24 protein-coding genes are annotated in these 26,819 nt (G+C 69.6%); 1 reads left to right on the top strand and 23 read right to left on the bottom strand.

Translation table 11 applies throughout. The features are described 5' to 3' along the window. From rplC to ACQXVK_RS05590, 5 genes are all read right to left on the bottom strand, one after another. On the bottom strand, positions 1–654 hold the full coding sequence (gene rplC, locus ACQXVK_RS05610) for a 50S ribosomal protein L3 (RefSeq protein WP_022906340.1): 654 nt from the start codon (positions 652–654) through the stop codon (positions 1–3). A gap of 13 nt (positions 655–667) precedes the next feature. Then, positions 668–976 (bottom strand): 30S ribosomal protein S10, encoded by a 309-nt coding sequence (gene rpsJ / locus ACQXVK_RS05605; protein ID WP_022903286.1) that lies wholly within the window; start codon positions 974–976, stop codon positions 668–670. Between the two features lie 521 nt (positions 977–1,497). After that, positions 1,498–2,310 carry a DarT ssDNA thymidine ADP-ribosyltransferase family protein gene (locus ACQXVK_RS05600; RefSeq protein WP_402266715.1) on the bottom strand — a complete coding sequence of 271 codons (813 nt, stop codon included), beginning with the start codon at positions 2,308–2,310 and terminating at the stop codon, positions 1,498–1,500. Positions 2,311–2,390: 80 nt separating this feature from the next. After that, positions 2,391–3,368 carry a DNA topoisomerase IB gene (locus ACQXVK_RS05595; protein ID WP_022906338.1) on the bottom strand — a complete coding sequence of 326 codons (978 nt, stop codon included), beginning with the start codon at positions 3,366–3,368 and terminating at the stop codon, positions 2,391–2,393. A gap of 99 nt (positions 3,369–3,467) precedes the next feature. Then, entirely contained in the window at positions 3,468–7,148 is a 3,681-nt protein-coding gene (locus tag ACQXVK_RS05590; RefSeq protein ID WP_430852986.1) for an Ig-like domain-containing protein, read from the bottom strand. Positions 7,149–7,396: 248 nt separating this feature from the next. On the opposite strand from ACQXVK_RS05590, the gene ACQXVK_RS05585 reads away from it, so the two are divergent. Then, the gene (locus ACQXVK_RS05585) at positions 7,397–7,984 is read left to right on the top strand and encodes a GNAT family N-acetyltransferase (RefSeq protein WP_430852985.1); all 588 of its coding nucleotides are present in this window, start codon (positions 7,397–7,399) and stop codon (positions 7,982–7,984) included. A 63-nt stretch (positions 7,985–8,047) separates the two neighbouring features. On the opposite strand, the gene ACQXVK_RS05580 is transcribed toward ACQXVK_RS05585, so the two are convergent. The 18 genes from ACQXVK_RS05580 to ACQXVK_RS05495 form a co-directional block, all read right to left on the bottom strand. After that, the gene (locus ACQXVK_RS05580) at positions 8,048–8,305 is read right to left on the bottom strand and encodes an antitoxin (protein ID WP_430852984.1); all 258 of its coding nucleotides are present in this window, start codon (positions 8,303–8,305) and stop codon (positions 8,048–8,050) included. A 172-nt stretch (positions 8,306–8,477) separates the two neighbouring features. Further along, positions 8,478–9,665, bottom strand: a complete 1,188-nt coding sequence (tuf, locus tag ACQXVK_RS05575) for an elongation factor Tu (protein WP_022906884.1) — start codon at positions 9,663–9,665, stop codon at positions 8,478–8,480. Between the two features lie 133 nt (positions 9,666–9,798). Next, complete coding sequence (gene fusA / locus ACQXVK_RS05570) at positions 9,799–11,913, bottom strand: elongation factor G (protein ID WP_022906885.1); 2,115 nt, start codon at positions 11,911–11,913, stop codon at positions 9,799–9,801. 87 nt (positions 11,914–12,000) lie between these two features. After that, positions 12,001–12,471 carry a 30S ribosomal protein S7 gene (rpsG, locus tag ACQXVK_RS05565; protein ID WP_022903294.1) on the bottom strand — a complete coding sequence of 157 codons (471 nt, stop codon included), beginning with the start codon at positions 12,469–12,471 and terminating at the stop codon, positions 12,001–12,003. Between the two features lie 4 nt (positions 12,472–12,475). Beyond that, positions 12,476–12,844: a 30S ribosomal protein S12 gene (gene rpsL / locus ACQXVK_RS05560; RefSeq protein WP_017885540.1), complete on the bottom strand. Its 369-nt coding sequence runs from the start codon at positions 12,842–12,844 to the stop codon at positions 12,476–12,478. 414 nt (positions 12,845–13,258) lie between these two features. Further along, positions 13,259–14,407: a hypothetical protein gene (locus tag ACQXVK_RS05555; protein WP_430852983.1), complete on the bottom strand. Its 1,149-nt coding sequence runs from the start codon at positions 14,405–14,407 to the stop codon at positions 13,259–13,261. A 34-nt stretch (positions 14,408–14,441) separates the two neighbouring features. Continuing rightward, positions 14,442–14,900, bottom strand: a complete 459-nt coding sequence (locus ACQXVK_RS05550; RefSeq protein WP_022906887.1) for a DUF6121 family protein — start codon at positions 14,898–14,900, stop codon at positions 14,442–14,444. A gap of 25 nt (positions 14,901–14,925) precedes the next feature. Continuing rightward, the gene (locus ACQXVK_RS05545) at positions 14,926–15,621 is read right to left on the bottom strand and encodes a CBU_0592 family membrane protein (protein ID WP_430852982.1); all 696 of its coding nucleotides are present in this window, start codon (positions 15,619–15,621) and stop codon (positions 14,926–14,928) included. Positions 15,622–15,797: 176 nt separating this feature from the next. Continuing rightward, positions 15,798–16,511: a hypothetical protein gene (locus ACQXVK_RS05540; protein WP_430852981.1), complete on the bottom strand. Its 714-nt coding sequence runs from the start codon at positions 16,509–16,511 to the stop codon at positions 15,798–15,800. Continuing rightward, positions 16,508–17,242, bottom strand: a complete 735-nt coding sequence (locus ACQXVK_RS05535; protein ID WP_022906890.1) for a hypothetical protein — start codon at positions 17,240–17,242, stop codon at positions 16,508–16,510. Before ACQXVK_RS05535 ends, ACQXVK_RS05540 begins: the two co-directional genes overlap by 4 nt. Next, the gene (pilM, locus tag ACQXVK_RS05530) at positions 17,239–18,291 is read right to left on the bottom strand and encodes a type IV pilus assembly protein PilM (protein WP_430852980.1); all 1,053 of its coding nucleotides are present in this window, start codon (positions 18,289–18,291) and stop codon (positions 17,239–17,241) included. The genes ACQXVK_RS05535 and pilM overlap by 4 nt, the downstream gene beginning before the upstream one ends. A 36-nt stretch (positions 18,292–18,327) precedes the next feature. Then, positions 18,328–19,179 (bottom strand): prepilin peptidase, encoded by an 852-nt coding sequence (locus tag ACQXVK_RS05525; RefSeq protein WP_430852979.1) that lies wholly within the window; start codon positions 19,177–19,179, stop codon positions 18,328–18,330. After that, the gene (locus ACQXVK_RS05520; protein WP_430852978.1) at positions 19,170–20,999 is read right to left on the bottom strand and encodes a hypothetical protein; all 1,830 of its coding nucleotides are present in this window, start codon (positions 20,997–20,999) and stop codon (positions 19,170–19,172) included. Before ACQXVK_RS05520 ends, ACQXVK_RS05525 begins: the two co-directional genes overlap by 10 nt. 47 nt (positions 21,000–21,046) lie before the next feature. Then, positions 21,047–21,751: a PulJ/GspJ family protein gene (locus tag ACQXVK_RS05515; RefSeq protein WP_022906894.1), complete on the bottom strand. Its 705-nt coding sequence runs from the start codon at positions 21,749–21,751 to the stop codon at positions 21,047–21,049. After that, positions 21,748–23,211 carry a prepilin-type N-terminal cleavage/methylation domain-containing protein gene (locus ACQXVK_RS05510; protein WP_430852977.1) on the bottom strand — a complete coding sequence of 488 codons (1,464 nt, stop codon included), beginning with the start codon at positions 23,209–23,211 and terminating at the stop codon, positions 21,748–21,750. The genes ACQXVK_RS05515 and ACQXVK_RS05510 overlap by 4 nt, the downstream gene beginning before the upstream one ends. An 80-nt stretch (positions 23,212–23,291) precedes the next feature. Next, positions 23,292–23,723, bottom strand: coding sequence for a type II secretion system protein (locus ACQXVK_RS05505; RefSeq protein ID WP_430852976.1), 432 nt, complete (start codon positions 23,721–23,723; stop codon positions 23,292–23,294). 193 nt (positions 23,724–23,916) lie between these two features. Next, on the bottom strand, positions 23,917–25,140 hold the full coding sequence (locus ACQXVK_RS05500) for a type II secretion system F family protein (protein ID WP_022906897.1): 1,224 nt from the start codon (positions 25,138–25,140) through the stop codon (positions 23,917–23,919). Beyond that, complete coding sequence (locus ACQXVK_RS05495) at positions 25,140–26,810, bottom strand: PilT/PilU family type 4a pilus ATPase (protein ID WP_430852975.1); 1,671 nt, start codon at positions 26,808–26,810, stop codon at positions 25,140–25,142. Before ACQXVK_RS05495 ends, ACQXVK_RS05500 begins: the two co-directional genes overlap by 1 nt. Between the last annotated feature and the right edge of the window lie 9 nt (positions 26,811–26,819).

The raw sequence follows: 26,819 nt of genomic DNA, 5'->3' as shown, positions 1-26,819 counted from the left end.
TCACTTACCCTTCACGGCGGTGCGGACGAAGACGGAGCGACCGCGAGCACCGGGGACGGCGCCCTTGACGAGCAGCAGACCCTTCTCGGCGTCGACGGCGTGCACCGTGAGGTTGAGGACGGTCACACGCTCGCCACCCATGCGACCGGCCATGCGCATGCCCTTGAAGACACGCGACGGGGTCGACGAAGCACCGATGGAACCGGGCTTGCGGTGGTTGCGGTGGGCACCGTGCGAAGCGGACACACCGGCGAAGCCGTGGCGCTTCATGACACCGGCGAAGCCCTTGCCCTTGGAGGTGCCGACGACGTCGACCTTCTGGCCCGCCTCGAACGTGTCGACGGTGAGCTCCTGGCCGAGCGAGTACTCAGCGGAGTCGTTGGTGCGGATCTCCGTGAGGGTGCGGCGCGGGGTGACCCCGGCGGCCTCGAAGTGGCCGGCGGCCGGCTTGTTGACCTTGCGCGGGTCGATGGCGCCGGCGGCGATCTGGATCGCCTCGTAGCCGTCGCGCTCGACGTTGCGGATCTGGGTGACCACGTTCGGGCCGACCTCGATCACGGTGACGGGGATGAACTTGTTGTTCTCGTCCCACACCTGGGTCATCCCGAGCTTCTTGCCGAGGAGGCCCTTGACGGTCTTGGTTGAGTTCGCCATCAGTCCAGCCCCCTTACAGCTTGATCTCGATGTTGACGTCGGCCGGGAGGTCGAGTCGCATGAGCGAGTCGACGGCCTTCGGCGTCGGGTCGACGATGTCGATGACCCGCTTGTGCGTGCGCTTCTCGAAGTGCTCGCGCGAGTCCTTGTACTTGTGGGGAGAACGGATCACGGTGACCACGTTCTTCTCGGTGGGGAGCGGCACCGGGCCGACCACGGTCGCACCGGCACGGGTCACCGTGTCGACGATCTTCCGGGCCGACGTGTCGATGACCTCGTGGTCGTACGACTTGAGCCGGATGCGGATCTTCTGTCCCGCCATGTGTCTCTTTGTCCTCTCTGCGCCGCGCACCCTCGGGCCGCCTGACGCCGCCGTCACCGTGCATTCCTGCAGGGCTTGGCTGTTTTCTGTGAACCAACCGGCCGCATCCGCTGGGGATGACCGCTGTTCTCGTGTCAACCGCGCGGAGCGACCTGGGCCGTTCAGCGTGGGCATGTCGTCTCCCGCACGGTCCGGGCACAGCAGTGCCCGTCACGCTTGGTGGGGAGTCGATCGTGTTCTGCTGCCTGCGGCCCAACCCAGCCCTGCTGGACAGGGGGGTTGTGCACTGCCAGAGCAGTGATCCTGCGCACGCGAACGCACGCGGAATTCGGAACCGGACAAGTCTCGCATAGGCACGGCATCCGTGCAACCCGGGCGTGTCGCGATTCACGGGCGTGTCGGAACGGGCCGGTTCCCGCGGATCCATGCGGATCGACGGCCAGGAGGCGCGGCTCGCCCCCGTCACGCAGCATGCCCTCCGGAGCGGGTCCGGAGGGCATGTGGCGAGCGGTCGTTCCGGACTACTCGGCGACGACCGGGGGGACGAACCACGGCGGGAAGACCGCGACGCGCGGTGCGTGTCCGCCGTGGTCCTTGAGGACCGCCTTGACGCTCTGGCGGACGCGGTCGTTCGGGACGCCGATCACTGCGACGGCGGAGAACGGCACGCTCGGGCCCGCGAGCAGCTCGAGGCCGTGCATCTCCGGGTCGGTGAAGTCCGTGCGACGGATGAGGTTGGTCGCGGCCTCGGGTCCGACGGCGAACCGGACGTCGTCGGCGTCGGCGTCCTGGTCGGCGACGATGACCGACGCACCGAAGGCCGACACCGGCACGACGAGCATGATGTACTCCGTCGCGCGGGTCCGGCGGGCGGCGTCGGACCACCGCTCCCCCTCGGCGCCGGTGCGGAGCTCGTCCCAGCGCGTCGCGTCGGGCGACAGCGTGAAGGGCACGTGCGCGGCGACCGGCGAGCCGTCGGGGGCCGTCGCGGCGGCGCGGGCGGCCCGGGCCTCGGCGGAGGCGACGTCGACGACGGGCGTCACGGCGTCCGACGCGAGGATCGCACCGGACCCCACGATGTCGTCGAGGTTGTCCACGTGGGTCACGTGGTGCGCGCGGAGCGAGGCGAAGTCACGCGCCTCCGGCAGGTCGGGCACCGGGGACCGCAGCGAGGACGCCGGGGCCGCCGCCTGACCGGGGACGGTCCGGAGCGAGGTGGTGATCCGGGTGCGGCGCGGGGTCGGGGTGGTGGGGGTCTCTGCCGCCTCGCGCTGGCGTGGCGCGCAGATGTCGCAGAGTTCGGTGGGGAATCCGTGGATGCACTCGTCAGTCACGACTGGTGGGGTCCTTCCGTGCCCGGGTGGGGGTGTTCGGGCACGAGGTCCAACGGTACGTCATCGCAGCCCCTTCCCGGTCACTGTCGGTAGAGCAGTGCGCGGACCTCGGACTCGGCGGCGTGCGTCCGTGCCGGGTCGATGGTCTCGCCGTGGTGGTAGGCGTCGATGAGGCGAGGGTCGATGTAGCTCTGTCGACACACCGTCGGGGTGTTGCCGAGTTCCTCGCTCGCGACCTTGACCGCGTGCGACACGGCCTTCTTCCGCTTCGCGTCGGACGGCTGCGGGCCGGTGACCGCCAGGTCGACCGCCGCGGCGACGGTGCCGTGCAGCGTGCGGAAGTCCTTCGCGGTGAACTCCTCGCCCGCCCGGTCCTTGACGTACTCGTTGATGTCCTCGGCGGAGAGGGGCTCCCACTCGGCGCCGCGCCGCTCGCGGAACGACAGGAGCCGGGCGTTCGGGCCCCGTCGCTTCATGCCGGCGATCACCGTCGCGAGGTCCGGGTCGTGGATCGACGAGGACCACTCCTGGCCGCTCTTGCCCGGGAAGTCCAGCTCGATGTCGTTGCCGGAGACGTGCGCGTGGGCGCAGAGCAGGGTCGACAGGCCCCGGCTGCCGTGCTCGGTGGCGTAGCGCTCCGAACCGACCCGGAGCGAGCCCTGGTCGAGCATCCGGAAGGCCGCGGCCAGCGCACGCTGCTTGTCCGGCTCCGGACGCCGCAGGTCGATGGTGACACCGCGGCGGGCCACCGGCAGGGACTCGGCGAGCGCGAGGGCACGGTCGTACTTGATCCGGTCCATCCGCTCCCGCCAGGAGGGGTGGTACATGTACTGGCGCCGCCCGGCCCCGTCGATGCCGGTCGCGAGGATGTGGCCGTTCTCGTACGGCGAGATCCAGACGTCGTCCCACGCCGGCGGGATGACGAGGTCCTCGAGGCGCTGTCGGACCGCGGGGTCGGTCACGGTGGTGCCGTCCGGGGCACGGTACGAGAACCCACGCCCGCTGCGGACGCGGTGGTAGCCGCGACCGTTGGTCGCGGAGCGGCGGAGACGTGTCACGTCCCCGATGCAACTCGCCACCGCCTGTGACCGGACCCGGTGACGGACGGGAGGGACGGTGCCAGCCGGCACCGTCCCTCCCGTCCGTCGTCCGGTCGGCTACCGCCCCGTCAGCCGACGACGACGGAGCACGAGGACCGTGCCACCGGCCGCCAGGAGCAGGAGCGCCGCGAGGGAGCCCTGCCAGACGACGTCGGTGCCCGTGAAGGCGAGCCGCCCGCCGTCCGGGCCGGTCACGATGACGCCGCCACCGGCTGCGGGGTTCACCGCGATGCCCGGCACGACCGGCGCCGCCGGGTAGGTGATGGTCAGGGTCGCGGTGGTGCGGCTCCCGTCCTCACCCGCGACGGAGTACGGGACCGCCACGGTGCCGCTGAAGCCGGGGACCGGGGTGAACGTGACCGTGCCGTCCTCGCCCACCGTGAAGGTCCCGTGCTCCGGGATCGTCACCGTGGTGACGAGCTCGCCCGTCTCCGGGTCGACCAGGCGCACGGACGCGGGGTCGATCGGGGTCGAGCCGGCCGCGTCGTTGCCGAGGACGTCCACCGTCAGCGGCTCGCCGGGCGTGCCGGTCCGGGTGTCGTTCGTCGCCACCGGGGCCGCACCCACCGTCACGGTGATCGTCGACGAGGCCGTGCCGCCGTCGCGGTCGGTGATCGTGTACGGGACCTCGAGCGTGCCGGTGAAGCCCGCGACCGGTGCGAAGGTGACCGCACCGGTGGTGGTGTCCACCGTGAAGGTCCCCTTTCCGGGCACCGCGAGCGAGGTGGTCGGTGCGCCGTCGGCGTCCACCAGACGGACCGACCCGGGCACGATCGGCGTGCGGGCGTTGCCGGCGCCGTCGTTGCCGAGCACCGCGACGGTCACCGAGGTGTCCGCGGCCGTCCGGGCGGTGTCGGGACGGGCCGTGGGCGCCACGGGGGTGACGGTGACGCTGATGGTGGCGGTGGTCGTCTGCCCACCGGTGTCACCGATCTGGTAGGTCACGGTCGACGCCGTGCCGGCCCAGCCCCGCACCGGGGTGAACAGCACCGAACCCGTGGTCGGGTCCGCCGTGTACACGCCCTCGCCGGCGACGGTCAGGGTGCGCCCGTCGGCGGAGACGACCGCGCCCGCGGGCTGCCCGGCGGTGGGGAACACGACCGAGGTCGGGTCGATCGGGGTACCGCCGCGGACACCAGGCCGGTCGTTCCCCGGGGCGACGACCGTCACGGGGGTGTTCTGCGCGGTGGCGGCGGTGTCGTCCTCGGCGACCGGGCCGACCGGCGTGACGGTGACCGCGACGGTCGAGGAGGTGGTGGTCCCGTCCACGTCGGCGACCTGGTAGGTGACGGCCGAACCGGGTCCGCGGAAGGTCGGCTCCGGCGTGAACGTCACCGTGCCGTCGGGGTGCACCGTGTACACGCCCTGACCGGGGACGGTGAGCGCCTTGCCGCTGTCCGAGACGGTCGCACCGGCGGGCTGCCCCGTCGCGGGGAACACCACGGTGGCGGGGTCGAGCGGCGTGCCGGCGTTCCCGGCGGTGTCGTCGCGGAGGATGTCGATCGTGGTCGCCTCGCCCTGCGAGGTCGTCGCGCTGTCCGGTGCCGCCGTCGGTGCGACCGCGGTGACGCGCACCACGATGGTGCCGGTCGCCGACTGACCGCCGGTGTCACTGACCTGGTACGTCACCGGGGCGGTGGTGCCCGTGGAGCCCTGCGCCGGGGTGAACGTCACCTTCCCGCTGTCCGGGTCGACCGTGTACACACCCTCGCCGGTGACCGTGAGCGCTTTCCCACCGTCCGACACCGTCGCGCCGTCCGGTTGCCCGGAGGTGGGGAACACGACGGAGGTCGGGTCGATCGGTGTGCCGCGCTCGACGCCGGGAGCGGCGTCCCCGGCGACGTCGACCGTGACCGGGGTGTTCTGCTGCGTGGTCGTGGTGTCGTCGGCTGCCCGGGGACGGACTGGCGCGACGGAGACCGCGATCTGCGCCGTCGACGTGCCGCCGTCGGCGTCCGCCACGCGGTACGTCACGGGCGAGGCGTCCCCGCGGAACGTCGGTTCCGGGGTGAAGGTCACCGCACCGGTCGTCGGGTCGGCCGTCCAGGTGCCCACTCCGGGGACGCTCAGCGTGCGAGCGTCGTCGGAGACCGTGGCACCGTCGGGCTGACCGGCGGTGGGGAACACGACCGACGTGGCGACGGTGCCCCCCTGGTCGTTGTCGAGGACGTCGATGGTGACGGCCTCGCCCTGGTCGGTGGTCGCCACGTCGTCCTGCGCCGCACCGCGGTAGGTGACCGACACCTGCCCCTGGGTCTGGTTCCCGCGGGTGTCCGCGACGGTGTACGTGACCGGGGTCGGATTCTTCGTGAAGCCGTCCTCCGGGGTGAAGGTCACGGCACCGCTCGTCGGGTCGACGGTCCAGACGCCCTGGCCGGGGACCGTGAGGGTCTTGCCGCCGTCGCGCACGGTCGAGCCGGCGACGTCCGGTGCGGTCAGCTGCACGGTGGTCGGGTCGATGTCGCCCGTCGCACCCTGCAGCACGTCGACGGTCGCGGGCTGGCCCGGGGTGTTGGCGGTGGACGAGCTGTTCTCGACCTTCGGCTTCAGCGGGTTCGAGAACGCGCAGCTCACGTCACCGCCGGAGGTCGGGACCGTGAACGGTGCCTCGGTGCCCTTCCCCGAGGAGACGACGGACTTGTCCGTCAGGTTCGTGCAGACGTAGGACGTGTCGTAGTCCGCCGGGTCGGTGGAGGTGTTGCCGGGCGACTGCGTCACCGTGTACGACTGGCCCGGGAGCAGGATGATCGGACCCGCCGTCACCTGGTCGTTGCCGTCGGACGTCGTGGCGGTCGCCGGCTTGGGGACATCACCGCCGCCGACGCTGATGGTCAGCTGGTCGCTCGGCTTCGCCTTGCCGTCCGTGAACCCACCGGATGCGGCGCCGGTCGACGGGACGGCCCGGGAGCCGAGGTCGGTGACGGCCAGCGCGGTGCCGCCCTGGTTGATGCTGCGCTGCGCGACGGTGGCCCCGGTGACCGGGTTGACCTGCAGGAACGTGTTCGCGGTCGAGCCCGCGATGTACAGGTAGCCGTCGTCGCCGAACGCGAGGGACGTCAGGCGGGACGCCGGCGTGATCACCGGCCCGACCGCGACCGCCGTCGTGGACCCACCGCCGAGGTCGGCCGCGTCGACGCGGTACAGCTGCGCCGCGGTGTCACTGCTCGAGATGAAGTAGAGGTTGCCCTGTCGGTCGAAGGCGAGGTCGCCGTTGCCGCCGGGAGGGTTCGCCGCCGTCACCGAGGTGACGTTCGACGAGATGGTGTTCGTGTCGGGGTCGTACGACGTGAAGTCGAACGTCGAACCGCTCGACAGCCCGCCGAAGAAGAACTTGCCGCTCTTCGGGTCCACCCCGCCCATCTGGTTCGGGACCGACGGCGGGTTCGGCCGGGCGGCGGTCTCCCAGGAGTCCGTCGACGCGGTGTACTCGAAGACCGTGGCGCTGTTGGTCATGAACAGCTCGTCACCGTCACCGGAGATGCCGATCTGGTTGAGACCGGTCGCGTTGCCCGGCGCCGTCACGGCGGGGGTCGCGGCACCGCTCGTCCGGTCGACGGCGTAGACCGTCGAGGAGCCGGAGACGGTCGCGTAGAGCGTCGTCGCGGGGAACGGTGCGGCGGCCGATGCCAGCTGCGGCGTCAGGAGGACTGCGCTCCCCGCGACCAGCGCGGTGACGGCAGCTCCTGCGAGCAGGCGGGCGGGGCGGCGGCGCACGGGGGCACGGTGCTGTGCAGACACGCTGATCCTTCGGGTCGACGATCAGGGACCCGGAGCGCGCGCGACAGCATCCGCGCAGGCAGGGGGCGCTGCGACGGGGAAGGCGGGTGTTCGGGTCACCACACGGGACCGGTGCGGTCCCGCGACTCGACGGTATCGAGCTGCGGGAAACCGCAACAACACCCCGACCGGGGTACACCGCGTCCCACCTTGTGGGGACAACTGTGCGGCTTCGCCCGGACGGTCGTCGGGCGGCCTACGCTTCGGCCATGGCCACCGCTGCCCGACCCCCGGCGTCGTACACCGTGCGTGCGCTCGACCCGTCGACGTGGGACGCCTTCGAGGAGCTCTGCAGCACGAGCGACGGCTTCCCGAGCGGGTGCTTCTGCATCGGCTTCCACGACGAGGGTCCGGAGCGCGACGCCGGCCGCAACCGGGCGCGCAAGTACGCCCGGGTCCTCGCCGGCACCACGCACGCAGCGTTGGTCTTCGCCGACGACCGGTGCGTCGGGTGGTGCCAGTTCGGTCCGGTCACCGAGGTCGTGCGCATCAAGAACCGTCGCGAGTACGAACGGTCGCACGTCGGGGCGGGACCCGACTGGCGCATCGGCTGCAACTACGTCCGAGCGGGGCACCGACGACAGGGGGTCGCGACCGCGGCGCTCGGTGGCGCGATCGACCTCATCGCCGCCGCCGGTGGGGGTGTCGTGGAGGGCTACCCGGAGCCCGCAGGGGCGGTGCCGGCCGGGTTCCTGTTCCACGGCGCGCTGTCCACCTTCGAGCGCTTCGGGTTCACCCGCGACCGCGCGATCGGCACGCACCGCTGGGTCGTGACGCGGGCGGTGCAGCCGGCCTGAGGTGGACGGGAGGCGCCGCGCACGACGTGCGCCGCGCCTCCCGTCCCGACCGGAGCGTCGGATCTACGCGCCGTCGTTGCCGATCTTGCTGTCGAGGTCCGCGGCGGTCTTGTCGATCTGCTCGTCGAACTTGCCGCCGGTGACCTTCTTCAGGCCGTCGGCGAGGCCGTGGATGAGCTTGTCCGAGACCTCCTCGGCCTTGTCGCTCTTCAGGGCTTCCTCGATCTTCTCCTTGTTCTGGTCCACGAACGCCTTCGCGCGATCGGTGACCTCCTCCGCCTTGGCGGAGACGTTCTTCTGGATGTCGTCGAAGCCGGCCATGCTGCCTCCCTGCCGACCGGAGGTGACCCGGCCGCTCGATGGCCGGTCGATCCGGCCGCTTGGCCCACATCGTGCTCCGAATCGGGCCGTCTGTCCGCCGGACCCCGCCCGGCGAACAGCAGAGCGGGGCCGGGCCCGAAGGCCCGACCCCGCTCGACGCAGGTAACCGGAGTTACTTGACGATCTCCTCGACCGTACCGGCGCCGACCGTACGACCACCCTCACGGATGGCGAAACGGAGACCCGGCTCCATGGCGATCGGCTGGATCAGCTCGACGGCCATCGACACGGTGTCGCCGGGCATGACCATCTCGGTGCCCTCGGGCAGCGTGATGACGCCGGTGACGTCCGTGGTGCGGAAGTAGAACTGCGGACGGTAGTTCGCGTAGAACGGGTTGTGACGCCCGCCCTCTTCCTTGGTCAGGATGTAGGCGTTCGCCTTGAACTCGGTGTGCGGCGTGACCGAACCCGGCTTCACGACGACCTGGCCGCGCTCCACGTCCTCGCGCTTGAGGCCACGGATGAGCAGACCGGTGTTGTCACCAGCCTCGGCCTTGTCGAGCAGCTTGCGGAACATCTCGATGCCCGTGACCGTGGTCTTCTGCGTCGGGCGGATGCCGACGATCTCGACCTCGGAGTTCAGGTCGAGCGTGCCACGCTCGACACGACCGGTGACGACCGTGCCACGACCGGTGATCGTGAAGACGTCCTCGATCGGCATGAGGAAGGGCTGGTCGGTCGCGCGCACCGGGTCCGGAACGGACTCGTCGACGGCGGCCATCAGGTCCTGGACGGACTTGACCCACTTGTCGTCGCCCTCGAGCGCCTTGAGCGCCGAGACCTGCACGACGGGGGCGTCCTCGTCGAACTCCTGCGAGCCGAGGAGCTCACGGACCTCGAGCTCGACGAGCTCCAGGATCTCCTCGTCGTCCACCATGTCGGACTTGTTCAGCGCGACGACGATGTAGGGGACGCCGACCTGGCGGGCGAGCAGCACGTGCTCACGCGTCTGGGGCATCGGACCGTCGGTGGCGGCGACCACGAGGATCGCGCCGTCCATCTGCGCCGCACCCGTGATCATGTTCTTCACGTAGTCGGCGTGGCCCGGAGCGTCGACGTGCGCGTAGTGGCGCTTGTCGGTCTGGTACTCGACGTGCGAGATGTTGATCGTGATGCCGCGCTCGCGCTCCTCGGGAGCGTTGTCGATCTGAGCGAAGTCACGGGCCTCGTTGAGGTCCGGGTACTGGTCGTGCAGAACCTTGGTGATCGCCGCCGTGAGCGTGGTCTTGCCGTGGTCGACGTGACCGATGGTTCCGATGTTGACGTGCGGCTTGGTCCGCTCGAACTTGGCCTTGGCCACTGTGGGTCCTCCTCAGGACTCGGAGAGCATGCCCCCGGTTCGAAACCGTTGGCGTGCAGTGTGTGTCTTTACTGTACTTGGTGGCGAGGGGCCCGTCGCCGGGCACCCCCGCCTGTGGAGTGACGCTGGAGCGTCACTCCCCCGCGTTCTTCGCGATGATCTCCTCGGCGACCTTGGCCGGGACCTGGCTGTAGGTCTCGAAGGTCATCGAGTAGACCGCACGACCAGAGGTCTTCGACCGCAGGTCGCCGACGTAGCCGAACATCTCGGACAGCGGCACGCTCGCGCGGACCACCTTGACGCCCGAGGCGTCCTCCATCGAGGCGATCTGGCCACGACGGGAGTTCAGGTCACCGATGACGTCGCCCATGTACTCCTCCGGAGTACGGACCTCGACGGCCATGATCGGCTCGAGGATCGCCGGACCGGCCTTGCGGGCCGCTTCCTTGTAGGCGATCGAACCGGCGATCTTGAACGCCATCTCGGACGAGTCGACGTCGTGCGCCGCGCCGTCCTTGAGGATGGCCTTCACGCCGACGGTCGGGTACCCGGCCAGGATGCCGACCTGCATGGCGTCCTGGATACCGGCGTCGACCGACGGGATGTACTCACGCGGGACGCGACCACCTGTGACGGCGTTCTCGAACTCGTAGACCTTCTCGGCCGTGACTTCCATCGGCTCGAGGGCGATCTGCACCTTCGCGAACTGGCCGGAACCACCGGTCTGCTTCTTGTGCGTGTAGTCGTAGCGCTCGACGACCTTGGTCAGGGTCTCGCGGTAGGCCACCTGGGGCTTGCCGACGGACGCCTCGACCTTGAACTCGCGCTTCATGCGGTCGACGAGGATGTCGAGGTGGAGCTCGCCCATGCCCTTGATCGTCGTCTGACCGGTCTCGGCGTTGAGCTCGACGCGGAACGTCGGGTCCTCTTCGGCGAGCTTCTGGATGGCCGTGGAGAGCTTCTCCTGGTCAGCCTTCGTGTTCGGCTCGATGGCGACCTCGATGACCGGCTCCGGGAACGTCATCGACTCGAGGACGACCTGGTTGGTCGGGTCGCACAGGGTGTCACCGGTGGTGGTGTCCTTGAGGCCGATGACCGCGTAGATGTGGCCGGCGGTCACGTTGTCGACCGGGTTCTCCTTGTTGGAGTGCATCTGGAAGATCTTCCCGATGCGCTCCTTCTTGCCCTTGGTCGAGTTGATGACCTGGGCACCCGACTCGATCGAGCCCGAGTAGACGCGGACGTAGGTGAGACGACCGAAGAAGGGGTGCACCGCGACCTTGAACGCGAGGGCCGAGAACGGCTCCGACGCGTCGGGCTTGCGGATGATCTCCTTCTCCTCGTCCTTGACGTCGTGGCCGATCATCGGCGGCACGTCGAGCGGGGACGGGAGGTAGTCGATGACGGCGTCGAGCATCGGCTGGACACCGCGGTTCTTGAAGGCCGAGCCGCACAGGACGGGGTAGACCTCGGAAGCGATCGTGAGCTTGCGGATCGCGCCCTTGATCTCGTCCTTGGTGAGCTCCTCGCCACCGAAGAACTTCTCGAGCAGGGCGTCGTCGGTCTCGGCGACGCGCTCGATCAGCTTCGCGCGGTACTCCTCCGCGCGGTCCTTGAGGTCCGCGGGGATCTCCTGGACCTCGTACTGGGCGCCCATGGTGACATCACCCTTGGCGTCTCCCGGCCAGACCTTGGCGTGCATCTCGATGAGGTCGATGATGCCGACGAAGTCGTTCTCGGCACCGATCGGGAGCTGGAGCACGAGGGGCTCCGCGCCGAGGCGGTTGACGATGGTGTCGACCGTGAAGTAGAAGTCGGCGCCCAGCTTGTCCATCTTGTTGACGAAGCAGATGCGCGGGACGTCGTACTTGTCGGCCTGACGCCACACGGTCTCGGACTGGGGCTCGACGCCCTCCTTGCCGTCGAACACGGCGACCGCACCGTCGAGGACGCGGAGCGAACGCTCCACCTCGACCGTGAAGTCCACGTGACCGGGGGTGTCGATGATGTTGATCTGGTTGTTGTCCCAGAAGCAGGTCGTCGCGGCCGACGTGATCGTGATGCCGCGCTCCTGCTCCTGCGCCATCCAGTCCATCGTGGCTGCGCCGTCGTGGACCTCACCGATCTTGTGCGTGATGCCCGTGTAGAACAGGATGCGCTCGGTCGTCGTGGTCTTGCCGGCATCGATGTGCGCCATGATGCCGATGTTGCGGACCTTGTTCAGGTCGGTGAGCACGTCCTGTGCCACAGGGTTCCTCCGGAAGAGTTGTAGGAGAGGTTGGCGTCCGTCCGGGCGCCGGGGTTCATGACCACCGGCGCCCGGACGGTGCCGGGACTACCAGCGGTAGTGGGCGAAGGCCTTGTTCGACTCGGCCATCTTGTGCGTGTCCTCGCGGCGCTTGACCGCGGCACCGAGACCGTTCGACGCGTCGAGGATCTCGTTCATGAGACGCTCGGTCATCGTCTTCTCGCGACGGGCCTTGGCGTACGAGGTCAGCCAACGGAGCGCGAGGGTGTTCGCGCGGTGCGGCTTGACCTCGACCGGGACCTGGTAGGTCGAGCCACCGACGCGGCGGCTGCGGACCTCGAGGGTCGGACGGACGTTGTCGAGCGCCTTCTTGAGCGTCGCGACGGCGTCCTGCTGGTTCTTGGCGGAAACGCCTTCGAGTGCACCGTAGACGATGCGCTCGGCGAGGCCCTTCTTGCCGTCGAGCAGGATCTTGTTCACGAGCTGCGAGACGATCGGTGCGCCGTAGACCGGGTCTGCGACGACGGGACGCTTGGGGGCGGGACCCTTACGAGGCATTGGCTCAACCCTTCTTCGCGCCGTAGCGGCTACGTGCCTGCTTACGGTTCTTCACGGCCTGCGTGTCGAGCGCACCGCGGATGATCTTGTAGCGGACACCGGGGAGGTCCTTCACACGACCGCCGCGCACGAGCACCATCGAGTGCTCCTGGAGGTTGTGGCCCTCACCGGGGATGTAGGCCGTGACCTCGGTGCCGTTCGAGAGCTTGACACGAGCGACCTTGCGCAGTGCCGAGTTCGGCTTCTTCGGGGTGGTGGTGTAGACGCGGGTGCACACACCACGCTGCTGGGGGTTCGCCTTCAGGGCGGGCGCCTTGGTCTTGGTGACCTTGGGCGTACGACCCTTGCGAACCAGCTGCTGAATAGTAGGCAACTGTTCTCCTGGTTCTTCGCTCGTGTTCTCCGGCCGGCGCGGACCGCCGGCTTCCTCGTCCCACGCTGATCACCGCCTGACGGCGGATGACGAGTGGGGGACGGAGTGTCCCGGCCGACCGTTGGTCGGACCGGACTTTTCGGGCACGCCCGAAGGCGCACACCCGGAAGAGATTACCCGCGTAACCCGGCGAAATCAATCCGGGCGCGTCGCCCTGGAGGCGCGTGACGAGTGCCCTGGGCGAACAGCCGTCGCGCGGGTCGTCGCGCTGGGCGCGGGGCGCTCCGGTCGGCCCGGTCCGGCGGGAGCGGTGGCGGTGGTCGGTGACGTGCACCCGGGCGTCCGCGACCGGCGCGGCGGGGCCGCACCGCGCCTCCTGGACGAGCCGGGACCGCGTCGTCGTCCGGGCGCGCGTCAGGAACCGGCGTCCGACGACCCGTTGCCGACCGCCGACCGGAACGTCGCACCCGCGTCCGTGAACTCGGTGACGTACCCGCTGGCGTTGACGTTCATCGGGCCGGCCGAGGCCGTGCCGACCCCACCCGGGCCGGAGATGTCCGCCGTGAACGTCGCGCGGCCGAAGCTGGTCGTCGTGACGAGCCACCCGTTCGCCGCCCACGCACCGATCGACACCGTCGGGCGGGTGTCCAGCGTCCACTTCTGGTTCGAGTAGGTGTACGCGGCGTCCTGACCGTAGGCGTAGAAGCTGCAGCCGGCGGGTGCGGCGTCGGTCGACGCGATGCAGCCGTCGACCCAGGCGTCCACCGCTGCCTGGGCGGACTGCTTGCCGGCCGAGGTGAGCTCCGTCGTCATCGAGACGGGACTCGAGGCGGTGCCCCCGAAGCCCGTGACCGTCGCCGTCGACGCCTTCGCCGAGAACCACTTGCCGCCGTCGACCGCGACGTCGTACGAACCGGGGAGCGCCGTGAGGGTCACCGTGCCGTCCTTCGACGTCACGACGGACTGCCCGGCGACCTCGACCTTCGTCCCGGTGGGTCCGCGCAGGCTCACGTCCACCGCGCCGAGACGGGGTGGCTCGAGCTCCCAGACGGGGAAGACGCCCCATTCGGTACCCGTCTTGTCGAGCGTGAAGGTGGACGACACGTCACGACCCGCCTGCCGCAGGTACGCCGTGACCGTCGCGGTGTCGCCGTCGTCACGCGTGGCCGCGATCCGGTACCCGGTGATGCGGTCCTTCGCCTTCGCGTAGGAGGCGTCGGTGAGGAGCAGGTCGCGCTCGTCGTGGTCGATGCCCGCGGCGTCCAGCGCGTCGGAGACACGGCCTGCGGTGAGGTCGTCGAGGAAGGCGCGGACCGGCCGGTCGGGCGCGTGCGTCGACGTGCCGACCGAGTAGCCGACCACGCCGGCGACGAGGAGGAGCACGACGGTGGCGCCGCCGGCGATGATGCCGATGAGCGGTCCGCGACCGAGTCGGCGCCGAGGCGTGCCCCGCCGGAACGGCTGCGGTCCGCTCGCGCCCGCCGGCGGTGCGTCCTGCGTGCCGCGGATCGAGTCCACTGCCGGGACGGATCCCCATCCGTCGGCCTGCTGCTGGTCGGTCATCGGTCCCCCGTCGTCCTCTGGTGCTGCTGGAAGACTACCGGCGGGCACCGTCATCGCCGGGCTCGGGGCGGACCCCCGACGAGCGCGACTGGTGCCGTGTCACGGCGATCCCGCCGACGACGCACACCAGCGCCACCACGACCGACCCGACGACGAACGGACCGAGCGCGTACCCCGCGGGGAAGACCACCAGCTCGGTGAGGTCGGAGCGGATCAGGCTGTACCCGACCGCACCGACGCCGAGCATCACGAGGTAGCTCGTCGCCGCGGCCACGAGGCCCGTGACGCCCGGGTTGCCCTCGCGGGAGCCGACGGCCGTGGCGAGGAACACCACCACCGCACCGCCGAGCACCATCGCGGGGCCGAGGTACGGCGTGGCGTCGGGCTGGGAGATGACCTCGACGTCGGCGAGGAGCGCCTCGAAGCCGGTCACCGCGATGACGAGCGCGATGAACAGGATCGACGTCATCGTCGCGATCAACCACCGGGACATGCGGTGATCGTATCGCTGGCGGGCCTCAGATGCTGGCGCTGGCTGCGTGCTGCGGCTCGTCGACGTGCGGGAGCGCGGCGTGGTCCGCGTGGTCCGCGTGGTCCGCGTGACCCTGCGCCGCCGGGTCCCGTTGCTCCGCGTGGTCCTGCGCCGCCGGGTCCTGCTGCTCCGCGTGGTCCTGCGCCGCAGCGACCAGGGCCAGCGCGATGGTCGCGGTGATCACCGGGATGGACTCCGTCATCGGTGCGGCGGCGGTCGGCGGGGCGGGCTCGGTGACCGCGGAGGCCGTCACCGTGGCCCGGTCGGCGGTCGTGGTCGTGTCGGCAGTCGCCGGCGGGGCGTCCTGGAGGCGCGGCTCGGGTGTCACGGGGAGCGTCGCCTCCGCCTCGTGGTCACGCAGTGCCGGCCCGACGATCGGCAGGACCGCCGTGGTCGCCGGCGGTTCGGTGTGGAGCACCGGCGCCTCGGACGCCGGACCGCCGCGCTTCGCAGCCCGCTCGGCCCGCGCCATCTTGACCAGGACGACGACGGCGACGATCGCCCAGATGCCGTTGACGATCGTCGACGGGATCGCGTGGTGGGCGGCGACGTTGATCGCCACGGCGAGCCCGCCCACGAGGTTGAACAGCTGGTAGACCGGGCCGTTCGGGAGCTTGCCCATCGAGAAGAGCAAGTAACCCGCAAGGACGGTTACAGCTCCGAACCAACCGAGGAACTCCACGATTCCAGCCAACACGCGCGACTCCGGGCACGACGAGGAACGGCCATTTCGAGCGGCCGTTCGAGAGGGGGACGAGCTGCCGCGAATGCGGGCTCGGGAGCATCGTAGGCACAGCCCGAGGCCGGACGGAAGAGGGTTCGGCGTGGCGCGTCGGACCCCAGTTGGTGGGGGTCGGTTCAGTTGGTCGCGGCGGGGTCTGCGAGCACGTAGACGTAGCCCGACAGCGACCACGACTGGTCCGTCATCGGATCGCCGCCGGACTCCGAGTTCGTCGCGGCGAGACCGTTCACGAGGAACAGCCGATCGCCGTTCTGCACGGCCTTCGTGAAGCCGATCGCCTGGTCGTAGGAACCCTTGACCGCCACGGTCACGGGCACGACCACGAAGTTCGAAGCCGTGATCTGTGCGTCGCTGTGCGGGGCGGGAGCGTCGGGCGTCGCCGCTGCCGTCGGTGCGGACGCGGGCGAAGCCGTGGACGACGCCGGGGGGGAGGCCGACGGAGCGGCGGTCGCGGACGCCGTCGCCGACGCAGCCGAGGTCACCGGCGTGTACGCCTTCGGGTCCCCGATGGTGATCGACGTGACCGTGACCCCACTCGCGGCGCCGGCACCGTTGAACTGGTCGAGGAGCGAGGCGGTGTCGGTCGATGCAGGGACCGAGGCGCGCAGATCGGCGAGTTCGGCCTTGGTCGCGTCGAGCGAGGTGTACGCCGTCTCGAGTCGGCGGAGCTCGGCGCGGTTCTTCGCGTTCGTCGCGTCGATGTCGGCTTGCTGCGCGGTGTTGTCGGACGCCTGCGCCAGCTGTGGCTGCGCGCCGAGGAACCACCCACCCGCGAGGACGACCAGCGTCGCTGCGAGGGCGATGATGAGGGAGAGACGGTTCTTGTTCACTTCGATCCGTCCTTCGTGTACTTGCCGTCGAACGCCTTCGCGCCGAGGTGTGCCTGGATGGTCGCCGAGTACTGGCCGGTGTCCTCTTCGAGCGAGACCGAGGTGATCGTCGAGTCGACGTACCCGCGGAGTTGCGAGAGCCGCGCGGTCCAGTCGGGGACCGACGGGATGCCCGGGCTCTGGATCGTCAACTGCATCGTCGCCGCGCGCGATCCCTGCAACGGGACCGTGGACTGCGCGAACGACTCGGTGGCGTCGGCGGAGTCGATCGTCATCGCCGTGATCGAGACGCCGGCGGGGAGCACCGACTTCAGCTGCGCGAGCGTCGAGCTCCAGTCGATCTCGGTGGAGCCACCGACCGACTGTGCAGCTTCGAGCAGGGCCGTGTCGTTCTCGACCGAGCGGACCTCGGAGTAGCGCTGCTGCTGCTGCAGGAGCGAGGTCGTCTCGTTCTGGGCGGACAGGTACGACTGCGCGGTCTCGAGCTGGTGGACGTAGGCACCCCCCGTGGCCAGGGCGGCGACCGCGGCGGCGACGATCACGCCGAGCCAGGCCCGCCGGGCGATCGCCCGCTCGCGCCGTTCGGCGTGCACCTCGGGCGGCAGGAGGTCGACCCGAGGCTCGCGGCCCGCGATCGAAGCGACCGAAGGCCGACCACCGCGTGCGGTGCTGCCGCGTCCGGCTCCGACGGCCTCGTCGGGCACCGTGGCCCGGATGTCCGTGGCGGTCATGCTGCTCGGCTCCCCACTGCCAGCCCGTAGGCGACGGCGATCGCGTCTTCGTGGTCGGTCACGTCCTGCACCGGGATCGACCGCGCGAGGTCGGCGCCGGTGAACGCGGAGCTGCGTTGGACGGGGAGGTGCGTGTGTGCGGCGAGCGCCTCCGGCAGTCCGGCGAGGCGAGCCCCACCACCGACCAGGACGATGCGCTCGACGCGGTCACCAGGGCGCGTGTTGACGAAGTAGCTGATGGTGTTGCGCAGGCTCGAGATGAGCTCGGTGACGGCGTCGGTGATCACCGTCACGGCACGCACGTCGTCAGGCGTGCGCGCGTCCCCACCGATGCCCAGGTGCCGCTTCACGACCTCGGCCTGTCCGAACTCGATGTCGAGCGCGGCGGCGAGCGTCTTCGTGACGTCGTTCCCGCCCGTCGGGATGATCCGCACGAACTGGGGGACGCCGTCGGTCACGAGGACCACGGTCGTGGTGTCCGCCCCGAGCTGGACGAGCGCCGTGGTGCCGTGCAGCCCGGGTCGTCCGACGAGCACCCGGGTCAGGGCGAACGGGATGAGGTCGACGCCGACCGGGTTCAGGCCCGCCAGCTGTGCGGCCTTGACGTTCGCGAGGACGGCGTCCTTGATCGCCGCGACGAGCAGACCGTGCACGACGGGTCCGTTCTCGCCCGTCGCCTCGGCGGTCGGGTAGAAGTCGAGGATCGCGTCACCGACGGGCACCGGGAGCATGTCCTGGACCTGGAACGGCAGGCTCTCGCGGATCTGGGCGAGCGGCGCCGCGGGGACGGTGAGGTCGCGGGACAGGACGCGTTGGTTGCCCATGCCGAGCACGACGTCACGCGAACGGAACCGCCCGATCGACCACAGCGAGCGCAGCGCCGACGCGACCGTGTTCGGCTCGAGCACCTCCCCGCGGCTGACGGCGTCGGGCGGCGTCGGGACCTCGGCGAACCGCAGGACGGTCGGGCGTGCGCGGTCGGCGTTCGCGACCTCGACCGCGCGGATCGAGGATCCCGCGATGTCGATGCCCACGATGCTCTTGCCCATGATGCTGCTTTCGTCGAGGAGTGGTCGGAGGAGGTGTCAGGCGAGTCCGAGGACCCCGAGGTAGGCGGTCCAGACGCCGTGGCCGAAGACGATGCCGATCCAGGCACCGGCCAACATCGCCGGGCCGAACGGCACGCCGCCACGCCACCTGGCGCGCCGGGTGAGGACCAGCGCGATCGCGACGGTACCTCCGACGACGAAGGCACCGAAAGCACCCACTGCGAGGGGTCCCCATCCGAGGTACGCGAGGACGAGTCCGAGGACGACCGCGAGTTTGACGTCGCCGAGTCCCATCCCGCCCGGGACGGCGAGCGCCAGCGTGAGGTACGCACCGCCCAGGACGACCGCCCCGATGCCGGCCCGGCCGAGGGCGCCGAAGTCACCGCTCAGCACGGAGGCGACGACCAGCAGGGCGGCGAGGACCACGGCGGACGGGTAGACGATCGCGTTCGGCAGGGTGTGCGTCTCGATGTCGATCAGTGCGAGGGCGACGGAGATCGCCATGAGGTACAGCAGCGCCGCGAGGAGCACCGCCTGGGCGGCCGGGACGGGGATCGTGCCGATCACCACCGGGCCGGACACCGCGACCGCCGCGACGACCACGAACAGGAGTGCGGTCGCGAGCTCGACGATCGGGTACCGGGGCGAGATCGGCTCCGCGCAGTCACGGCACCGGCCGCGGAGGAGCAGCCAGGACAGCACCGGCACGTTGTCCCGACGACGGATCGCGTGTCCGCACCCGGGGCACGCGCTCGGAGGGGACACCACGGAGAGACCCGCGGGGACGCGGTGGACGACGACGTTCAGGAACGAGCCGACGAGCAGCCCGAGGACACCGGCGAGGACGACGACGACCGGCAGCAGCTCGCGCACGCCGTTCACCTGCACGCCCCTGTGCTGGTGGTCGCGCACGAGCCGTCCGGCTTGAACGCCGCCTGCACTTCGACCTGCGTGGTGACCCCGTAGGAGGTCGAGACGGGCTGCAGGAACTTCGGCGGCGCCGTGGTCAGCAGGCGCTGGTCGTAGACGTAGTTCTTCGAGAAGCCCGTGCCGCCCGTGGTCGCGACGGGCCCGCGCCAGTTCTGCGCGATCGAGCCGATGACCTTGAGCACGCCCAGCTTCGACCCGATGTCGTAGTTCTGGTTCCAGAAGGTCCCGGCGTTGCTCGCGATCGCCGCACTGATCGTGAGCGAGTTCCCACCGGAGCGGTTGAGGAGTCCGACCCCGCTCGAGTTGCAGCGCGTGGTGTCGGTGACGTAGCCGACACCGCGCTGGTAGACGGTCGGGTACGAGGTGCAGCGCGCTGGGTTGTACACCTCGACGGCGTTCTGACCCACCAGACCGAGGATGTCGTTCGTCGCACTGACGTAGGTGACGTCGTCCGTGACCCAGATGGTGCCGGACGACGCGATGGTCATCGCACCGCTGAACGCTCCGCTGACGAACACGTCCCCCGCCGAGCAGCTGTAGGTGTCGGACGCCGAACCCGTCTGCGAGTACGAGCCGGTGGACCCGCCGTTGATCCACTCGCCCGCTGCCGGGAAGCCCTGCCCGTTGCTGAAGGGCTGGTTCGCCGTGGTCGTCGCCGTCCCGTTCGAGCGCACGGTGACCGTCGTCGTGCAGTACGTGTTCGTGTACTTCGAGGGGTACGTGTTCGCGGCCCAGGAGTTGACGTCGTTGCTGGCCGTCGGCACGTCCTGGACGTACATGAGGTTCGCCGGCAGGGTCGGGATGGTCGCCCCGGCGGCGCTCTGCAGGTCCGACACGGTCCCGCACAGTGCGGCGGACTTCGCGACGTCGGTCGTCTCCTTGACCTCACCGGTCGATGCGATCACCCGGATCTGGGTCGCCTTGGACCACGGCGACCAGACGGTCATCTTGCCGTTGCCGAGGAACGACACCCTGGTGGGGCCCGTGTACAGGCACCCCGGACGCGGCACGGAGGTCGGGAGGTCCGTCCGGGTCTCCTGGGACATGTTCGAGTTCAGCGCGGGGAGGCCGAGGTACGGCACCGCCGTCGCCGCACCGCCGTTGAAGACACCGCTGCACGAACCGCTGGACGGGCGGACGGTCGTGTCGTGCTGTTCGACGGTCCCGTTGAACACGGTGGAGCACGCGGCGGTGAACACGTCGTTCGTGCGGATCGGCCCGTTCAGGACGTCGGTCCCGGCGAACTGGACGGCCTGGCACTTCGATCCGCTCTGCCACTGGTACATCGTGGTGCAGGTGCTGCCGGTGATCGCCGGGTTCGACGACTCGTAGTTGGTGAAGTACAGGTAGTTGATGAACCCGTCGCCCTTGAGGTTGGCCACCAGGGACCGCACGCTGCCGCCGGACTTGCCGGTCACCCGGACCTTGAGGACGCCCTTCGCCGAGTAGTTCGAGTTGTCGACCTCGTACCGGTACCACTGGTCCGTCGAGCCGACCACCTTCGCCCACGTCGAGAACGCGTCGTTGCCGTTCAGACCGGTGAAGCTCGAGCCGCTGTCCTTGCTGAACTGCGCATCGCCGTTGCCGTAGAGCGCGTACCCGTTGTCGTTCGAGAGCTTCGACTGGTAGTCCGCCAGCCCCGCGTACGCGGCAGCGATGGCGTTCTGGAAGTTGCGGTCGGTCGCGGACTTCACGGCGCCGGACGTCGAGACGGCGATCATCGTCGCGACCAGCAGCATCATGACGGTGCCGAAGATGAGCACGTTGCCGAGGATCATCCCGCGTTCGTCACGATCCGCCCGGTCCAGCAGTGCACGGATGCGCCTCACGGGGTCCCTCCGGTGCTCGTCCCGTAGACCACGTTGAAGAGGTAGAGGGTGTTCTGGATGTGGGTGTTGCCGGACAGACCCGCCGTCGACGAGCCGAGCTCGAGGTTCACACGGACGGCCCGCACGTTGCCGAGCTGGGTGGTGGCGAGCGTGCCGTCGGCCTGCGTCGCGATCGGTCCGCCGTTGGCACCCAGGTACTCGAACAGCGGATCACCGTCGACCGTGGGCGATGCGATCGGACCGCCGACGACGGTGCTGCGGGTGGGCGTCTGGGTGGTCGCGGGGAAGGTCCAGAAGCCGTTGTTGGCGGTGCCGTCCCACTGGTCGAGGACGATCCGTTTCGCCGCGTTCAGCGAGTAGCGGATCTGCACGGGTTTGTCGGTGCTGTTGCCGTCGAGGTTGATGTAGGCGAAGAAGGTCGTCCGGGTCGGCCCGGCTTCGGTCAACGCCGCCGCGTAGCTGCCGTCCGACTTCGGCAGCAGGCTCGCTGCATGGACGTAGCGGGTCATCGAGTTCATCACGATGGAGGCCGACCGTGCGTTCTGGTCGGACGTCGTGTTCGTCGAACCGGCCCGGAGCGTGGCGGTGAAGAACCCGCCGACGGCGACGAGGATGATCATCGCCACGCTCATCGCGACGAGCAGCTCGGACAGCGAGACGCCGGACTCGTCGGAGTGCAGTCGGCGGAGGACCCGGGTCACGACGTCTGTCCTCTCGGATCGAGCGTGAGGGTGTTGTCGTAGCTGATGACCACGAGCGCGGTCTTCTGGTTGACGCTGCCGCTCGTGACGGCCTTCACGTTCGAGGCGTTCGAGGCGATCTCGTTCTTGGTCGTCGCGCCGAACGTCGTCCCGGAGTAGAGGGTCCACGTGCCGAACGGCAGGGCGATGGTCGCGGTGTCGGCCGCCGACACCGGGAACTTCATCGTCATGCCGGCGGAGCACCCCGGGTCGCCGGCCGCGGGACTCGAGGACGACACCGCGGTGACGTAGCGACCCTTGACGCCCTTCACCGTCGCGACGCCCATCATCACGGAGGCGGAGGATGCCGTCCCCGGTGACGTCGCGACCGACCGGGGTGCCACGCCGATGGCTCCCGAGGGGTTCGGGGTGGACCAGGCCGCCGGGTTCGGGCTGAGGCAGCTCGACGACGACGCCGGGCTGTTCGAGTAGGGGCCCGCGTACACCGTGTAGCCCGAGGTGAAGGGGAACACGGGCATGCTCGGCGTGGACGCCGACGTGACGACGAGGGAAGTGCTCGTGACGTCCCACGGCTTCATCGTGTCGAGACCGCCGACCGTCGAGGACAGCACCGTCACCATGTTCGTGGGGAGCGTTGCGTTGTAGTCCTTGGCGTACTGCAGCGTCAGCTGGCTCGCACGGTCGTAGACGAACGGGACCGGCGAGCTCGCGCCGGCGGAGACGGTGATCGGCGACTGCGATGACGGCTGCGCCTGGCCCGTGTCGATGCCGCCGGTGGTGTTCGCCGAGACGGTGTAGTCCCCGGGGGCGACGTTGACCGCGTAGGAGCAGCCCTGCGCGTCGGTCGGCTGGACCGGCGTCGTGAGCGCCGCACCGCCGCCGCCGGACACCGGGGTGACGGTGATCCCGACGCCCGGGTTCGGGGCGCCGGACGCCGTGGCGACCGAGATGATGAGCGTGCCGTAGCCGGGGTCGGTCACGGCGTCGCTCGGCGCGATGGCCGAGGTCACCGAGGTGGAGCTCGTCCCGCCGCTGCGCGGGCTGGGCCAGCTCACGGTCTCGACGACGCTCTTGTACGCGAGCTTGCCGGTCGACGACCCGCACGCACCGGTCGCGCCGTCGCTCTGCACCCACGAGACCGACCGGTCGATCTTGTACTCGACGTTGCCGACCGTCTTCGTGTTGTCGGCCCCCGCCTTGCTGACCACGTCGAAGATCCCACCGGTCGACGCCGCAGCGGTCTGCCGGAGGGTGTCGATGTCCTGCGACGCCAATGCGACCGCGGTCTCTCGACCCCGCGTCGTCTGGGTGAGCTGCAGGGTGTTCGCGATGCCGTAGGCGATGCCCACCGACATCACCGCGAACACCATCATCGCGACCATGACCTCGATGATCGAGAAGCCGGCCTCGGCGTCGCGCTCGTCGCGCGGGCTGAGGACGTTCCGCAGTCGTTGGATCATGGTCACCTCCTGGTCGGTGTTCGGGTGAGCGAAAGGGCGGTCCGTCGCTCGACGAACCGCCCCTTCAGCGATCGATCGGGTCAGCAGGACCCCGAGGCGGCAGACGTCTTGTCCGTGATGTTGAACGGGTTCTTCGTCGCACCGGTGCCGTTGATGCAGAAGCCTGCGGTCGTTCCCGTGCCGGTGGTCTTGTAGACCAGGTTGTTGTCCGTGCTCTGCGTCCAGCCGTACTGACCGAGCGTCGACGAGTTGAAGTCGGTCGCGGCCGGCAGGGCACCGTTCTTGTCGGTCTGGTACGCGATCACCGCGGTCTTCGCGTTGGCGAGGTCCGACTTGACCGAGGCGTCCTTCGCGTTGTTCTGGACGTTGAGGTACACCGGGATGGCGATCGCGGCGAGGATGCCGATGATGATCACGACGACGAGGAGCTCGATGAGCGTGAAGCCCTTCTCGTCCTCGGCGAGGAGTCCCTTGCGGCGAGCGTCGAGCTTGCCCATGAGCGCGAAGTACATGGTTGTTCCATTCTTTCGGGAATGCGATCGGAAGATTGTTCGGGGCTTGCTCGGCCGCCGCTGACAAGAGTATTCAGGGCCAATTCCGGGCATAATCCCGAGAACGGGGGGCAAGGGGGCAAGGAAATACCCCCACTCCCGGGGGCAGCGGGGGCATTCCCGCCCCCGCACGAGGGGTAGCGGAAACTGGTTCCTACTTGACCAGGGACGTGATCTCGAAGATCGGCAGGTAGAGCGCGATGATCATCCCGCCGACCACGACGCCCAGGAACGCGATGAGCAACGGCTCGATCAGCGCAGTCAGGGACTCGGTCGTCGCCTCGACCTCGGCGTCGTAGAAGATCGCGATCTTCTCGAGCATGACCTCGAGGGATCCGGCGTCCTCGCCGACGGCCATCATCTGCGAGACCATGCTCGGGAACACTTTTTCCTTCGCGAGTGGAGCAGAAATTGACTCACCTTTTCGAACGCTTTCACCGACGCGCTCGAGGGCTTTCTGCACGACGAAGTTGTTCGACACTTCGCCAACGATCTGCAATGCCTGAAGAATGGGCACGCCGGCACCGATCATGTTCGAGAAATTGCGCGCGAACCGGGCGATGACGATCTTCTTCGTGAGCGGACCGAAGACGGGTAGCCGCATCATCAACGGGTCGCGGAACGCCCGGAAGCGATCGGTGTTCTTGTTCGCGCGGTACCAGAGCCACCCCACCACGACCGCGACGGCGAGCACCGGTCCGAGCCAGCGCATCGCATGGGACATCGACACGAGGATCTGCGTCGGCACGGGCAGCTTCCCACCGAGGCTCGAGAACATGTCCTGGAAGATCGGCACGATGAAGATGAGCATGATGACGACCGCGAGCAGCGACATCACGAGCACGACCACGGGGTAGGTCATCGCCGACTTGATGGTGGACCGGAGCTTGTGCTCCTTCTCGAAGTTCGTGGCGATGGAGTCCATTGCCTGGTCGAGGAAGCCACCGGTCTCGCCGGCCCGGATCATGTTGATCATGATCGGCGGGAAGTCGACCGGGTACTTCGCCACGGCCTCCGAGAACGAGACACCGCGCTCGACGTCGTCGCGGACCTTGCCGAGGATGACCTTCAGCTTCTTGTTCTCGGTCTGGTCGGCCAGGATCGACAGCGCCCGGAGCAGCGAGAGGCCCGAGGTCAGCATGGTCGACGCCTGCCGCGACATGATCGCCAGGTCCTTGAGCCCCACGCCCTTCTCGAACCCGGGGATCTTGATCTCGGTCTGCAACCCGGTGCCGGGCTTCGCCTCGGTGATGGCGATCGGCGAGACCCCCATGCCCCGCAGGCGCTGGACGACCGCTCCTTCGGAGGACGCGTCGAGCCGCCCCTTCACGAGCTTGCCGGCGCCGTCGCGCCCCCGGTAGTCGTAGGCGAGCGACATCAGTGGCCTCCTGAGTACTTGTCGCCGAAGTCGATCTCGGATGCGGCGATCGCGGCGGCGGAGGAGTCGGACGGGGACTCGACGCGCTGCACGAGGCGGTCGAAGCCCTCGTGGTCGTGGACCTTCTCCATCGCGGCGGCACGCGTGACGGTGCCGACGTTGACGAGTTCGGCGAGGTCCTGGTCCATCGTGTGCATGCCCATGTCGCGTCCGGCCTGCATGGCGGAGGTGATCTGGTAGGTCTTGCCCTCGCGCACGAGGTTCCCGATGGCCGGGGTGGTCTTCATGATCTCGGTGGCGACGACCCGGCCGGCACCGTTGGCCTTCGGCACGAGCGTCTGGCAGACGACGCCTTCGAGCGTCGAGGCGAGCTGGGTCCGGATCTGTCCCTGCTGGTGCGGCGGGAAGACGTCGATGACGCGGTCGATCGTGCCCGGTGCGCTCTGGGTGTGCAGGGTGGCGAAGACGAGGTGTCCGGTCTCGGCGGCGGTGAGGGCGACGGAAATCGTCTCGAGGTCGCGGAGCTCGCCGATGAGGATGACGTCGGGGTCCTGCCGCAGTACGTGCTTCAGGGCGGCGGCGAACGAGTGGGTGTCCGCGCCGACCTCGCGCTGGTTGATGATCGCCTTCTTGTGGTCGTGCATGAACTCGATCGGGTCCTCGACCGTGACGATGTGGTCGGCACGGGTCTCGTTGACGAGGTCGATGAGCGCGGCGAGGGTGGTCGACTTGCCGGATCCGGTCGGCCCGGTGACGAGCACGAGTCCGCGCGGCAGCTTGGCGAACTCCCCCACGTGCTCGGAGATCCCGAGCTGCTTGAGGGTCTTGATCTTGGTGGGGATGATGCGGAACGCCGCGCCCCAGTTGCCGCGCTGCTGGTAGTAGTTCACGCGGAAGCGGTACTCGGGGGACAGCGAGTAGGCGAAGTCGAGTTCCTGCTCGTGGTCGAACTGTCCGGCCTGCTCGACCGAGAGCAGGGTCTTGAGGGCGGCGATCACCTTGTTCCGGGCCCAGGGGCCACCCGGGACGGCGGGACGCAGGGAGCCGTCGACGCGCACGGTGGGTGCGGCGTCGGCGGTGAGGTGCAGGTCCGACGCGCCCTGGTAGACGACCTGGGCGAGCGCGGTGATGAGGTCGGGGTCTGCGACCTCGCGCGCGTGGCGGGTGAAGTTGATCTCGTCGTGCCCGGCGGGCGCCGGCACGCGGGTGGCCGCGGTGGCGACGGTCGGGAGGATCGTGGTCGGTTCGGCGGGTACGACCGGCAGGTGCTGCGTCGCCGCGTCGGCGTACCCGTAGGACGCGGTCGACGGCGGGACGGCTGCGGACGGCGTCGCGGGCCGGGTGTGCGGCTGCGCGACCGGCACGGCGACGGGGTCGCCGGACGGCGCCGGCCAGGACCCGCTCGCGAGGGACGGCTGCGGTCCGGACGCGGTGCCCGGCGCGGTCGCGGACGGCGCCGGCCACGCGGTGTCACCCGACAGGTCGTAGACCGGCGCGGCCGAGGCGGGGGCGGGCTGCGCCTCCACGGCCGGCGACGTCGGCTGCTGGGCCGCTGCGGCCGCGAGCCGTGCGGCCCGGCGCCCGCCGACCTCGGTGCCGGGGCGTCCCGGGTGCCATCCGGCGACCGGCTCGTCGCCGGGCACGGAGATGTCGTAGACGGAATCGGTCATCGTCCCACT

The sequence above is a fragment of the Curtobacterium sp. AB451 genome (assembly GCF_050585845.1).
Taxonomy (GTDB): Bacteria; Actinomycetota; Actinomycetes; order Actinomycetales; family Microbacteriaceae; genus Curtobacterium.
Note: the sequence above shows the minus strand (reverse complement) of the source record. Positions and strands in the feature narration are given on the sequence as shown.

Bases quoted from the DNA above. Each gene is read 5' to 3' on its own strand.
- rplC (WP_022906340.1), bottom strand. From the start codon at position 654: ATGGCGAACTCAACCAAGACCGTCAAGGGCCTCCTCGGCAAGAAGCTC.
- rpsJ (WP_022903286.1), bottom strand. From the start codon at position 976: ATGGCGGGACAGAAGATCCGCATCCGGCTCAAGTCGTACGACCACGAG.
- ACQXVK_RS05585 (WP_430852985.1), top strand. From the start codon at position 7,397: ATGGCCACCGCTGCCCGACCCCCGGCGTCGTACACCGTGCGTGCGCTC.
- ACQXVK_RS05580 (WP_430852984.1), bottom strand. From the start codon at position 8,305: ATGGCCGGCTTCGACGACATCCAGAAGAACGTCTCCGCCAAGGCGGAG.
- rpsG (WP_022903294.1), bottom strand. From the start codon at position 12,471: ATGCCTCGTAAGGGTCCCGCCCCCAAGCGTCCCGTCGTCGCAGACCCG.
- ACQXVK_RS05555 (WP_430852983.1), bottom strand. From the start codon at position 14,407: ATGACCGACCAGCAGCAGGCCGACGGATGGGGATCCGTCCCGGCAGTG.
- ACQXVK_RS05550 (WP_022906887.1), bottom strand. From the start codon at position 14,900: ATGTCCCGGTGGTTGATCGCGACGATGACGTCGATCCTGTTCATCGCG.
- ACQXVK_RS05535 (WP_022906890.1), bottom strand. From the start codon at position 17,242: ATGACCGCCACGGACATCCGGGCCACGGTGCCCGACGAGGCCGTCGGA.
- pilM (WP_430852980.1), bottom strand. From the start codon at position 18,291: ATGGGCAAGAGCATCGTGGGCATCGACATCGCGGGATCCTCGATCCGC.
- ACQXVK_RS05520 (WP_430852978.1), bottom strand. From the start codon at position 20,999: ATGATCCTCGGCAACGTGCTCATCTTCGGCACCGTCATGATGCTGCTG.
- ACQXVK_RS05510 (WP_430852977.1), bottom strand. From the start codon at position 23,211: ATGATCCAACGACTGCGGAACGTCCTCAGCCCGCGCGACGAGCGCGAC.
- ACQXVK_RS05505 (WP_430852976.1), bottom strand. From the start codon at position 23,723: ATGTACTTCGCGCTCATGGGCAAGCTCGACGCTCGCCGCAAGGGACTC.
- ACQXVK_RS05500 (WP_022906897.1), bottom strand. From the start codon at position 25,140: ATGTCGCTCGCCTACGACTACCGGGGGCGCGACGGCGCCGGCAAGCTC.
- ACQXVK_RS05495 (WP_430852975.1), bottom strand. From the start codon at position 26,810: ATGACCGATTCCGTCTACGACATCTCCGTGCCCGGCGACGAGCCGGTC.